Source organism: Ureibacillus manganicus DSM 26584, from assembly GCF_000772945.1.
Lineage (GTDB): Bacteria > Bacillota > Bacilli > Bacillales_A > Planococcaceae > Ureibacillus > Ureibacillus manganicus.
Genome location: NZ_JPVN01000003.1, coordinates 177,640 through 190,030, shown reverse-complemented (window position 1 = coordinate 190,030; position 12,391 = coordinate 177,640). Strand labels below are relative to the sequence as shown.

General features: G+C 33.9%; 13 protein-coding genes. 4 read left to right on the top strand and 9 right to left on the bottom strand.

Going from position 1 to position 12,391, the window contains the following annotated elements; all coding sequences use genetic code 11:
• Positions 1-206: 206 nt before the first annotated feature.
• The gene (locus CD29_RS03605; RefSeq protein ID WP_036182926.1) at positions 207-914 is read right to left on the bottom strand and encodes a S1 family peptidase; all 708 of its coding nucleotides are present in this window, start codon (positions 912-914) and stop codon (positions 207-209) included.
• Positions 915-1,034: 120 nt separating this feature from the next.
• Between CD29_RS03605 and CD29_RS03600 the strand changes: the two genes are divergently transcribed.
• Together CD29_RS03600 and CD29_RS03595 are read left to right on the top strand one after the other, a co-directional pair.
• A complete protein-coding gene (locus CD29_RS03600) occupies positions 1,035-2,372 on the top strand; it encodes a glycosyl hydrolase family 18 protein (protein WP_036182924.1) in 1,338 nt (445 codons plus the stop codon).
• A 253-nt stretch (positions 2,373-2,625) separates the two neighbouring features.
• Positions 2,626-3,051 (top strand): hypothetical protein, encoded by a 426-nt coding sequence (locus CD29_RS03595; protein ID WP_036182923.1) that lies wholly within the window; start codon positions 2,626-2,628, stop codon positions 3,049-3,051.
• A 151-nt stretch (positions 3,052-3,202) separates the two neighbouring features.
• Here the strand turns inward: CD29_RS03595 and CD29_RS03590 are convergent, their stop codons facing one another.
• The 6 genes from CD29_RS03590 to CD29_RS03565 all read right to left on the bottom strand — a co-directional run bounded on the left by CD29_RS03590 (position 3,203) and on the right by CD29_RS03565 (position 9,929).
• On the bottom strand, positions 3,203-4,306 hold the full coding sequence (locus tag CD29_RS03590) for a GerAB/ArcD/ProY family transporter (protein WP_235801767.1): 1,104 nt from the start codon (positions 4,304-4,306) through the stop codon (positions 3,203-3,205).
• Between the two features lie 42 nt (positions 4,307-4,348).
• Positions 4,349-4,573, bottom strand: coding sequence for a hypothetical protein (locus CD29_RS03585; RefSeq protein WP_036182919.1), 225 nt, complete (start codon positions 4,571-4,573; stop codon positions 4,349-4,351).
• A 4-nt stretch (positions 4,574-4,577) separates the two neighbouring features.
• Entirely contained in the window at positions 4,578-5,765 is a 1,188-nt protein-coding gene (locus CD29_RS03580) for a Ger(x)C family spore germination protein (RefSeq protein ID WP_036182915.1), read from the bottom strand.
• 2 nt (positions 5,766-5,767) lie between these two features.
• Complete coding sequence (locus CD29_RS03575) at positions 5,768-7,348, bottom strand: spore germination protein (protein WP_036182913.1); 1,581 nt, start codon at positions 7,346-7,348, stop codon at positions 5,768-5,770.
• A gap of 666 nt (positions 7,349-8,014) precedes the next feature.
• Positions 8,015-9,196, bottom strand: a complete 1,182-nt coding sequence (locus CD29_RS03570) for an SH3 domain-containing protein (RefSeq protein ID WP_052123982.1) — start codon at positions 9,194-9,196, stop codon at positions 8,015-8,017.
• A gap of 13 nt (positions 9,197-9,209) precedes the next feature.
• The gene (locus CD29_RS03565) at positions 9,210-9,929 is read right to left on the bottom strand and encodes a TraX family protein (RefSeq protein WP_036182911.1); all 720 of its coding nucleotides are present in this window, start codon (positions 9,927-9,929) and stop codon (positions 9,210-9,212) included.
• A 228-nt stretch (positions 9,930-10,157) separates the two neighbouring features.
• Here CD29_RS03565 and CD29_RS03560 point away from each other — a divergent pair, with 228 nt between their 5' ends.
• Positions 10,158-10,643, top strand: a complete 486-nt coding sequence (locus CD29_RS03560; RefSeq protein ID WP_036182909.1) for a pyridoxamine 5'-phosphate oxidase family protein — start codon at positions 10,158-10,160, stop codon at positions 10,641-10,643.
• 150 nt (positions 10,644-10,793) lie between these two features.
• Here CD29_RS03560 and CD29_RS20770 read toward each other — a convergent pair whose 3' ends face one another.
• Together CD29_RS20770 and CD29_RS03555 are read right to left on the bottom strand one after the other, a co-directional pair.
• Positions 10,794-10,916, bottom strand: a complete 123-nt coding sequence (locus CD29_RS20770; protein ID WP_268870970.1) for a hypothetical protein — start codon at positions 10,914-10,916, stop codon at positions 10,794-10,796.
• Between the two features lie 317 nt (positions 10,917-11,233).
• A complete protein-coding gene (locus tag CD29_RS03555; protein ID WP_235801766.1) occupies positions 11,234-11,689 on the bottom strand; it encodes a fasciclin domain-containing protein in 456 nt (151 codons plus the stop codon).
• Between the two features lie 265 nt (positions 11,690-11,954).
• Here CD29_RS03555 and CD29_RS03550 point away from each other — a divergent pair, with 265 nt between their 5' ends.
• On the top strand, positions 11,955-12,218 hold the full coding sequence (locus CD29_RS03550; RefSeq protein WP_211277445.1) for a DMT family transporter: 264 nt from the start codon (positions 11,955-11,957) through the stop codon (positions 12,216-12,218).
• The last annotated feature ends 173 nt before the right edge of the window (positions 12,219-12,391 follow it).

The window sequence follows — 12,391 nt, the reverse complement described above, 5'->3', positions numbered from 1 at the left end:
TCTTTAAACAATATACAGTTTAATTCTATATGAAGGAAGCGTAAAGTATCATCGAATTCATCATAATTTATTCTTTTTGTAATTGTTGAAATATTTAAGAATTAGAATAATAACAAAACAAAAAGAGTTGGCATCCAAAATGGTAGCAACTCTTTAATATAAAAAAATCTTTTTTATAATTGGTGACGGAGTGTAAGAAAGTGTATTTACTTTTGTATTAACGATTTAACAAATTCTACACTGTCCCCTACAGCATTCATAGGAATAGCATATCCAATGCCAAGATTTAAATTTCTTTGCATCTGTCTAATCAAAAATAGAATAAGTTTAACAAGATTATCATTACCCATTAATTCAATATCTTTTTCCTTAGCGTGTTGAAGTTCTGTCAAAATATAAGATAGCGGTCCATGTTTTGCATTCACTATGCCTATTAAATCACCATCCTCATTAAATAACGGACCACCTGAATTACCGTGGTTAATCGATGCATCAATTCTAATTAACTGAAAATTATTCAACGGTTCAAATCCAGCGATATTTGCTGAAAGGGCAGTTATTTTTTTAATATTTAATGGGAATCCAACGACAAATGCCTCCTGCCCAATCATTACTGAAGAAGAATCTCTTATGCTAACCCCTTTACCTAGTGACTTTTCAACTTCTAAAATTGCAATATCTATTTTGGAATCATTAAATATTATTTTGCATTTTTGAGCGTTATTTTGTCCTGAAAATCGGACAATGTTTAAAAGATTAGGCTTAATACAGTGGGAACAAGTTATTATTTTAGTACCGTCTCCAATAAGTACACCTGATCCGGATGAAATTATTTTCTTTTCTTCTGCATTATTGAGAACACAGATATTTACCACTGAGTCTTTTATTTTGTCGAATTGCTTTGAAAAATCCATATCCAATCCTCCTAAAATCTCATCACCTCTTGAATAAATAGTATATGAAATAAAGTTAATTCAGGTTTATAGGCAAAAAACTACTCATACTATCGTTGAGTAATATGTGAGGTGGTTCAAATGTTTAAAAAGTGTTTGTTCTTATTGGTTTTCAGTTTTACATTGCTAATAGCAATTCCGACCCCAGCGATTTCATACGCACAGGTAATTCATAAGGTTAAATATGGTGACAGTCTCTCAAAAATTTCAGACCAGTATGGACTTAATCTTGCTGAACTTGCCACATTAAATGGATTAAAGGACAACTCTCAACTCGTCCTTGGTCAAGCTATTTTAATTCCTGGTTCGACTTATATAGTTCAACCGAAGGATAGTATTTGGGAAATAGCGAACCGACATGTAATAAGTGAACAAAAATTAATGAGTCACAATAATTTAAAAAGTCGAATCATCATACCTGGGCAGAAATTAGATATTCCCCGACATGCAAAAACAAACATTTGGGCTGGTACTTATTTTGTTCCAAAGGACAAGGACCGAAACGCTTGGATGTTAGATCACTTTCAGAATTCACTTTCAAGTATTTTCGTGTTTGAATATCGTCCTGATTCACAAGGAAACATTATTCAAGTAAATGAGAATGAAGCACATACTTTGGCTTGGAAGAAGGATCTACCTCCTTATGCTACGTTAACTAATTTAAGCGAAAAAGGATTTGATACAGAGTTAACGCACCAAGTAATCAGCAATTCAACTATCAGGAAAAAACTTATCGAAAATATTTATTTCCTTCTTGATAGTCATGATTACAAAGGAGTCGTCGTCGATTTTGAACTAGTCCAAACAGAAGATAGAGAAAATCTAAACCAATTTGTTAAAGAATTAACCCAAAGACTTCACCCAAAAGGGATGGAAGTAATGATCGCTGTACCTCCTAAGGAAGGAGATTATGTACCCGATTACTCAAGCGCCTATGATTATAAAACCCTCGGTCAATACGTAGATCGAATATTTTTAATGACTTATAATTGGCATTGGCCAGGTGGTCCATCGGGTCCGATTTCACCTATCGATAAAGTGAGAGCGACTTTAGATTATGCAGTTTCTGTTGTTCCAAGATCGAAACTAATGCTCGGGATCCCTCAGTACGCCTACGATTGGACAATAAAAGAAAAAGATAGAGTGGGTACAGCTTATTCAACACAGCATGCAATCGATTTATATACTCGTTATGAAAGTGAAATACATTATGATGAAATAGCAGCTACACCTTGGTTTCGTTATGTTGACGAAGAAGGCACATTACATGAAGTGTGGTTTGAAGATCCGCGCAGTCTTCTTGCTAAATTCCGGCTAGTCCATGAGTATGGTTTAGGTGGAATGGGCTGTTGGCACTTAGGTATAACCATGCCACAAACAGAGGAAATAATTTTAGAAGAGTTTAATGTTATTAAATAATTTTCGTGTTAGATTCACCATCCATTACTGAAGTTTAAACAAAAAGAGATGACTACCAAAATAGTAGTCACCTCTTTTTTATTTATTAAATCTCAATTTACTATAACTGGGTATTTCTATTCCAAACAGAATATGTAATTCGAAATTAAATTATTTAATCATAATATTTTTAAATTTACCCTTCCTAATTATTCTGTTAAAATCCTAGTAACCTACTATTAATTAACAATAGAATCTGACAGGGGGAATTTACGTGACATTAAATCGTATCAGTTTAATGGATGCATATTTAATTGAAACAGTTCGTAGTAATGGGATTTCAAATGATGAATTAATACAAAAAACGCTCAATAAAGATCAGAATGCTTGGAAGGAAATTTTACCAAAACTAAATTTTGAAAGACTAGTAGAAATTGCTGAAGATGAGGAACTATTTAAATCCATTATTGAAGATGGTTATAAAATCAAATTCGTTACAATGAATGGACTTAAAAACCTTCTAAAATTAAAATTCCAAATTGATGAAAGTAAATATCATCAAATCGAAAATGGACTTCTCGACTTAGACATTAATGAGGATCAGTTAGCTGGCATAAAACAATTCCTATCTGATAATTGGCAAATCCATGAAATAGAGCGTAACCAATCGACTGTGAAGGTGAATATTACAGTTGGATGAAATCAAATGAACAACTCCCCTTGCTTTTTACATGTTGAGTAAGGGGTTTTAGGGGACGAATGAATGCCAATGTTCGTTGCAATCTATGAAGATGACCGGAGTCGAACCACAGTCATCTAGGTAACGATTATGAAGTTCGAAAGACCCAACCTTAAGGTACTTTTTTTAATTGTTTTTTTCGAATAGCATATACAATTACCAGCAAAAGTGGTAAAAATACTCCAATTGTAAACGAAAAGTATATACCTGTTGTCCGGTTCCAATTTTGTTGGTAAACGACATTAGGATAAACCACAAGAGAAAGTACTAAGCAAATTATTCCTAAGGGTATTATCAATGGGCGATAGCCTTTCAAATTTAATATCTGAGCAAGCCCAAAAACGGAAGCATAAAAATAAATCGTTGCCTTAAAATAAAGGGTGATAATCCATAATCCAGCCATAAACTCCTCAATACGTTGTATAAAATTACCAATATTTATTCGTTTCGCCAATTCATAGCTTGGATAAAGCCTTGTTGAAGTATTATAAAAACCTAATACAGAAACACTCAAAAAAGTAATGATAATGATAACAAGTCCGCCTATTAAGTATCCAATAAAAAAAGATTTTTTAGCTTGTTTAATATTGTTAACAAATACAGGAAAAATCATTAATAAGACGATAGCATTAACTGAAGTTACTTCTATAAAAGGAAAAGTCGATTGAAAAATTGTTTTTGTCCCTGCCTCAAAGACTGGTTGTACGTTCTCAAACTTGATTTCAGGTGAAATAAGTAGTACTAGTAAGAAAAAAAGAACGAAGAAAAAAAGGATAAATATTTCAGCAGAACGAGCAATCGTCTCTAATCCAAGATGGACTCCCATTACGATGATGATTGCCATAAGAACATTAAGAGCTACCATTGGAGTATTTGGCATTATATGTGTGTTGAGGAATGTTCCTGAATAAGACAAAAGACTTGAAGTATAGATAAAGGACATGAATACAAACAAAAAAGATACAGCTTTACCTAACCATTTCCCTAATATCTTTTCGTTAATTTGTATAATGGTAAGATGAGGAAACCATTGTGCTATTATACTAAGTAGCCAAATAACAAATAGTCCCATTAAGGTTCCTAATATTGCGACAATCCAAGCATCTTGTTTCGCTCCAGCAGCTAAAACTGATGGGACAATTAAGATACTCGTACCAATCGTAAATAACACGACTAAAATTAGAAATTGATATGAATTTATTTTTACATTTTGCATCATTTCATATCATGACGTCCCTTCCTTTAGAGATCATTTATTTCAACCAACAAAAAAGTCATTAATCGGTTTATACACCAAATTTAATAAGTCCATTGGGTTAGGAATAGTTTTTCCCAACGCTTGTGCAATACTTAATCCTACTCCAATTGCAAGTATGATTGAAAAAACTAACAACTCTTTTTTGTGTTTTTTCTCCATTAGTTGTGGAACCTCAATCATCAGAATAATAGTTGCAATCAAAAGTATTCCTATAACTTTCATCATAATTTTAGTCCTCTATCTTTTCTAAGAAGGAATTATTTTTCGTACCCGTACGAACAATTTTCAAATCTACTTTTACATTAAATTTTAGCTTAGAGAATTCCTCATCCCAATTATCTTTAATCTTATTCCACTCTTTTGGATTAGACCGATGGATGGCCTCACCAAAACCAAATACGTCAGATTTATATTGTTCTTGTAACGTGACTATAGTGTTGTTAATGTTTTCTTTCAATTCTTTTTCGTAAATTTTTTCAAGCTCACTAATTGTTCCCAATTCGCTAAGATTAATATGACATTCTACAGATCCTACGTTTCCCTCCAAGTTAATATTGATATTCACTTCTGGGTTCCCTTTATTTATAAAACCCTTTATAACTGAATTGGACTTAAAGACCTCTATACTAACTTTCCCGTCCTTAGGACAAGAGATTGGTCTAACAGTTGTTTTTACTGAGTTTGTGACATAACTATAGCCTATGGTTTCATCTTTAGTTAACCAGCCTACCATTTTATCTCCTTTGAACACAGCTAAATTATCATATTGAATAGAAGCTGCAGGTGAAATCTTTTCTACATTGTTTTTACTTGACCCTATTTTAGGGTCTCCTATTAATTGAACACCTGTAATTACAGCTTCTTTCCCATCACTTATAAGATCAGCTATAAGCTCATCTAAAGTAATACTTTTTGCCCCAGCCCATGCCACTTCTGACATATTAAGACTGTTAAACATTTTATTGGCTGGTATGCTTTCTAAATTTGTCGAGACATTCAGTATTTCTGCAGGGGATGTATTCTTTGTCACTACGACATAGAAATCCGGTCGAAGTTCCCAATCTCTTGACAGTAAATCTAAGGATTCACCTATCCCTTCTTTAGCTAAATCTTCACTAATCACAAGCATTTGAAGATGTCCAGGATATATTTTTCGAGGCGAGTCCATTGTCATTTTTCGCACAGCTTCATAGACTGTGTCCCCTCTGGCCGTATAAAGTGTGACCTTTGCACTCCCTGTACTTCCTTTCATGGACATTTCTGAAGGTACAACCACTTGAGCTGATACTTGGTAGTTATCTTCAATTTTCTCAATTCCCATCGCTAGCGTAATGGCGAGTTGATTCAATTCTCGTCGGTCCCAACATCCAGTAAGAAAAAGACTGAGAATTAGGATAGCAAACATGCACTTTTTCATCACTAACTCCCCTTCTTATTTTTTACAGTTGAATCTTGCTGCCTAGTCGCATTTTTATGATTAAAGAAGTGAGGTCGAGTTAACATTTTCCTTATAGGTAGAACAATAAACGTATCCTTTTGATCAGAAATATTAAATGGAGCTATAGGGGACATATAAGGTATGCCAAAAGAACGTAAACTACATAAATGTAAAACAAGGGCAATTATACCAACCATAATTCCAAATAATCCAAACGAAGCAGCTAACGCCATAAATACAAAGCGAAGTACCCTAACTGCAATTGCCATTTCGTAAGAAGGAGATACAAAACTAGTGATGGCGGTTATTGAAACGATGATTACTATCATAGCTGAAATTAATCCTGCTTCTACTGCTGCCGTGCCTATAACAAATGCACCTACAATTGAAATAGCAGTTCCAATGGAACGTGGCATTCTTATACCCGCTTCCCTTAAAATTTCAAAGGTGACTTCCATTATGAGCGCTTCAACAAATGCTGGAAATGGAACTCCTTCTCGCTGGGCTGCCAGACTAATGAGTAGTGCTGGTGGTAGCATTGATTGATGAAATGTTGTAATTGCAATAAATAATGCTGGTGCAAGTAAAGAGATTGAGAATGCTATAAACCGAAGTATTCGAATAAGGCTCCCAACAATCGTACGCTCATAGTAGTCTTCAGGTGATTGGAAAAACTGAACAAATAATGCTGGAACGAGTAATACAAACGGTGTTCCATCTACTAATATAGCTATACGTCCCTCAAGAAGTGCTGCAGCTACTACATCTGGACGTTCCGTGTTATAAATAGTAGAAAAGGGTGTATATGTCGAATCTTGGATTAACTCCTCTATATTCCCACTTTCGAGAATTCCATCAATGTTTATTTTATCCAAACGTAATATGACTTCTTTCACTATTTTGTCATTTGCAATGTCATTAATATAAACTATGGCAACGTTGGTTTTCGTACGTGTTCCAATAATTTTTGATTCAATCCAAAGATTCGGATCCTTCAGTTTTCGCCGGATTAGAGCAGTATTTACACGCAAATTTTCGGTAAAACCTTCTCGTGGTCCTCTAACTACGGTTTGAGCAGTTGGTTCAGTTACCCCTCGCTCGGCCCATTGTCTATTAGAAATAATTAAACCTTGAGCATATCCGTCGATTAAAATAATCGTATCTCCAGACAATAGACTAGTTAGAATAACGTCAAAAGTACTTACTTCTTTAATTTCTCCAACTGTCAAAGCAACATCTTTTAATACACTAATAAGGTTTTGCTCAGGAGAAATTTTTTTCTGTAAATCAATCTCCTTGATATCTAGCATGAGAGTTTCCAAAATAAAGTTTTGAAGTGAAGGTGTATCGGTTAATCCATCAGTATATATAATACCGGCTTTAATGGTACCTTCTTTTCCAATTCTAATTTCACGAATGATTATATCTGAACTTTTTCCAAGGGTATCTTTTAGTGTTTGTATATTTTGTTGAAGACTAGTTTTTAAAACATCTTTTTGTTTTGATTCGACCGGTTGACTTGGTAATGAAGTGTAGGGATTTTTTTTCTTTAAAAACCACATAGTTTCTCTCTCTTTTAACTTCTTATTAGTATCTGATAGTTGATAATATAATTTACTACATATGACCAACTCTATTGGGTTGTCATAGATATCATCTATTAATTAATATTAACTACTTTATTTTTTTTATTCGTTTTTATATTATAGAAAACAGCCACACACTTCCTTGTAATGTTAAACGACAACACGAAATCCTAAATTCTATCTGTTAAATTTCACTCAAAAAAACTGCACTTAACCTTTGGAATCTAATTAGTAGATACTCCAACTAGAATTGAGTTTCCTAAAATAAAATAAAGCATAAAAATTCCAAAAAGAATTTTATGCTTTACGTCTTAATTAGTTTTTGATTTTATAATTATTATTAACAGAGGCTGGGTCATAAGTGAAAAGATACAATCCATCATTCAATTTGGATTGTACCTTTTTGATATAGTGACGTTCGTTTCCGATGCATGCTTCGCTTTCCGCAGGGAAGCCATGAGCCTCCGGGAGCTAAAGCTCTCCGGGGTCTCATGACTGCTTCTACGTCCTGCAGGAGTCTTCGCATGCCTCTCCAACGACCGACTTTCTAATATAGAAATAGCAGATTTTTATCATACTTAATACTGGCTTTTGGTTAAAAGTTATCTTTTGTCCCAGCCTCATTCGTTACTTGATTTATTCTTAATATTTGTTATTGGAAGGAGGTATTACACTATAGATTTCCGATAAAATATACCCTCCATCACTACTATTGTCCTTCACTTCATTCAACGCATCTAAATCATTAAAATGCCACCACTCTGAAGCTAAAGGTGTGAGTCCTGCTTTTGTATTGTAAGTTTGTAAATTGATGGCTGCTTCGTTCATTTTGTCAGCTAATTTAACATTTTTCCAAGCTGTTGGCGACATTGCAGACACAGGTGTTTGGAATGTTGCTGATGCCAAGCTCAGTTCGTGAATTGGTGTAGGCATCGTATACTCTATATAATCTGTGATTTCGATGCTAGCATAATCTCCAATTACAATCTCCTCTTTTGAGTTGACTTTTGCTAAACTTACATCAATTGCATATCCAACCTGATGATTAGACACGCTAGTTGCAATAAACCAATTGATCGACCAAGGAGACGTACTTATCCCAGCACCAACCTCAAAGTCAACCGTAGCTAATTTAGTTAATTCATTTACTATAGCTTGTTGTGCCGAATAGGGGCGATATCCTTCGTAGATAAGCAAAGAGTTCCCATCTGCTAATGCGTATTCTTGAGCAAGATTGATTTTTTTAGACATTGAATATAAAACAGGGACAATAAATTCTTCTTTTCCGAGTCTATTATTGAAAGTTTTACCTTGGTAAAGTGTTTCCCCTGTAATATTTGGAATTGATTTTGCTGAAGACACATATTTGGCAGAATAAGTATTTGTATTATCATAAATGATGGATGGGATTACATCAGGTAAATTGATAAAGCAATACTTATGCAATACCCATCCAATTGAATTTTCATTTTGTATTAACCACCAGTCGCCATCCTCTTGTAAAATTTCGAAACCAGTTCCTGCTTCAAGTAGTTGAACTGTTTCAGAATCTTGACTGGCAGCGTCCTTTAACTCTAACTGAACGGAAGTAAATCCTGTTGCACCGATGACTGGCAATTCCAAATCTCCTACGTAAGGTTTAGGTATTGGAGTGGAATTTTGATCAATCGTCGGGATCGTTTCTTGAGGACTTGCAGAAACACTTTTTAAATCTTCCTCTAGATCTACTTTGTCATTAGAAGTTGAACAGGCTGATAGTAGTAAAAACAATGCCAACAGAAGTGGAAACAATATAGTATCTTTTCGACTAAATATTCTTGTCATATATCCTCCTCCGTCAACCAGTAATTATTATATAGATATAATATAATATTAATAGATGTAACGGATAAAAGATATAGAATCCCCATTTTAAAATTTTGGATTTTCTACCTTGTTTTCCTTTATACATTAATAGTAATGGTACAGCTAAAAACATTCCTAATTGATTTACCCATAACCAACCATAATCATAGATCGAATGGATAACATGAAGGAAGATACCTATAATTGCAAAGCTTATCAACTGCTTTCGTATATCTCCCCTAAATAGTCCAAAGAACAGAATCCATAAGACCCCAATATAATACCAATCAGCAGGAACAGCTAGTATGCAACATGCAATCACGGCAAGAACTTTTACGTAAAGTGGATATTTGTTGTTCTTCGCCACCGCTAATGCGATTAACCCTAAAGCTAATGACCAAAAGACACTCGTTCCTTTCCACCATGGTATACCAAAGTAGATGACGTATGGAAAATGGGAAATAGCTGAAAAAATCAATAACCTCTTAATGTACTTGTTCACATTCGATGTATAAAAATATCCCTCAGCAATTAAATAACACATGATTGGCGCTACAATTCTTCCAGGTATACGTGAAAGCGCACCTTCTAAACTACTCTGATCAAGAAAAATTGCAAAAAGGTGATCAAAAAACATTAGAATAATCGCGATATATTTTAATTGGTTAGCAGTCATCTCTTTTTGTAATACATTAGTGTTTGTGAGCAGCATCTGAATCCTCTAACTCCTCTTAAATATTTTTCATAACCAGTAATACTTTTTATCAGTGTTACCTCTTTTATAAGAGTCTAAAAAGTTATAATGAAAAAATATTTAAATCGCAGTTGATTGCCTTTCTAGTTATTTTTTGGAATTCCAATTTTGATTAAATTTAGTAATCCGATACACCTGAATAAATGGTTTTATAGAGGGAATTATAAATTTAAAAGAGGTGATAATTTGTCTAACATGATGAATCAAGAGGAAATTGAAACATTAAGAGAATTAATTAAAGATATAGACATAGCTATGTTGACTACTGCTACTGAAGAAGGCCTTGTTTCTCGTCCTATGAAAACACAAGAAGTAGAGTTTGATGGTGACTTATGGTTCTTCACTAAAAAAGATACGGATAAATATGATGAAATACTACACGATCAACATGTCAATGTAGCATATGCAGGGAAATCTTATGTTTCCGTCCGTGGAAAAGCAGAAATCGTTGAAGATTTGGGCAAGAAAAAGGAATTATGGAGCAAAGTATATGATAAAATTATGCAAACTTCATATGATGATCCTAACGTGATCTTAATAAAAGTAAAAGTAGAAGCAGCAGAATATTGGGAATCAGGAAATCTAGTAAAGAAGATTGCCTATTTCTATAAACGTATGACCGGGCAAAGTTCTCAATCGATAGACATTAATGAAACGCTTGAATTAAATTGAATGATTAAAAAGAAAGTGGATTGTCCCATTATAGGACAATCCATTTTTCAAGTTGAGATATGTTAATTTAAGTTTGCGTTTCAATAATATTTTCCAGAAAGTTTCTGATTGGTTAACTTTCCATCGAACAAAAAGACAACCTGCATTCCTTTACTTCGTTTTATTTTTTCTCTTTTCAATTTCCTTTTTGATGATCGGTACACCTTTTTCTATAATCGCCTTTTTCACTGTGGGATTATTCAGTAGTTTTACAAACTTCAACAATTTTGACATGGCTCGTACCTCCTATCTATTATCACAAGACATATACACTATGTATTATAACAAGGAAACAATGTTTACGTATTATTAAAAACATGTGAGTAAGGAGATGATTCAGCCTTTCCCACATGTTTTTGTCAATTTGACCTTCGACAGAAAGTACTTTGTTTTGTTATGCAAACTCATCAATTTAAAAATTCATACAAATAAACACTCCTAAACATTGATATCAACATTTAGGAGTGTTTCTAAAATAAAGTCCTGTAATAATTATACTGACTTCTTCATTAAGTTAAAGCGCTACTCCAGTGGGGAATTGCACCAATTACTTATGGCACTAACACTGCATCAATGACGTGGATCACACCATTTGTAGCTTCGATGTCTGGCTTAACAACATTTGATTCATTGACCTGAACAGGGTTTAGCGAAATAGTTACTTCTTTCCCAGCCAACGTTTTCACCTTCATCCCATCTTTCAAATCACTAGACAGTACCTTCCCCGGTACAACATGGTACAACAAAATATCCTTTAAGTCTTTTCGAGCTAATAATTCTTCAGCTGTGACGCCTAAGTCATTTAAAAGTTTATCAAACGCTGCATCGGTCGGAGCGAATACAGTAAAAGGCCCTTCGCCTTTCAGCGTTTCAACCAAACCTGCTTTCTCTAGAGCAGCAGCCAACGTTTTGAATTCCCCTGCTTCTACCGCTGTTTCGACAATGTCCTTTTTTGCTCCCATATTCTTTGAAGCAAAAACTCCTGTAGGGATCGATAGCATCATCATGAACACTAACAAACACACCGCAAACCTTTTCTTTTCCATAAATAAAAACCTCCTATTTTGTATTTATATTGAACTTCTGAAAAAACTAAATCCTCTCTTACTCGCACACCTCCGAAATATAAACTCAATTGGTAGTATTCGATTATTTGATTTTTTTATCCTAAAAGATTGTTAGTTATTTTTAAATTGAAGCTATATTCTATACGTGTTCGAAAAGTTTGCAGTGTTGTATTAATTTCAATATTTTTTAGAAAAAATAGGTTTGGTGAAACAGAGACAGTTACAAATTAAGAAAACAGCACAAAAACGTACCACTCCAACGCACACAAGTCTAATTTCCCCATTAGAATCAGTTTTTGCAGCATTATTTGCTTATATTTTCGTAGCCGCCCCCCCAGTCAAAGGGGATTTAGGAGCAATTCTTATCCTAGTAGGTATCTTAACTGCTCAGTTAAACCTTAAGAAGCCACGTAAGAGAAAAAGGTTTAACCAAACAGTTGATGGTCCCGAAGCTAAGCTTAATATCTAATTACACAATGACTAAGTGGATTATCGTGCACATTTCCTAGGTTCTATTGTTCACCTTTATAAAACCTTAATTACATTATTAATACTTGCTATTCATAATGGAAATCCATAAAAAGAAGATTATTATTTTAATAACTTCAATCAAAAAGAGCATTAATCCATCTTGGATATAAT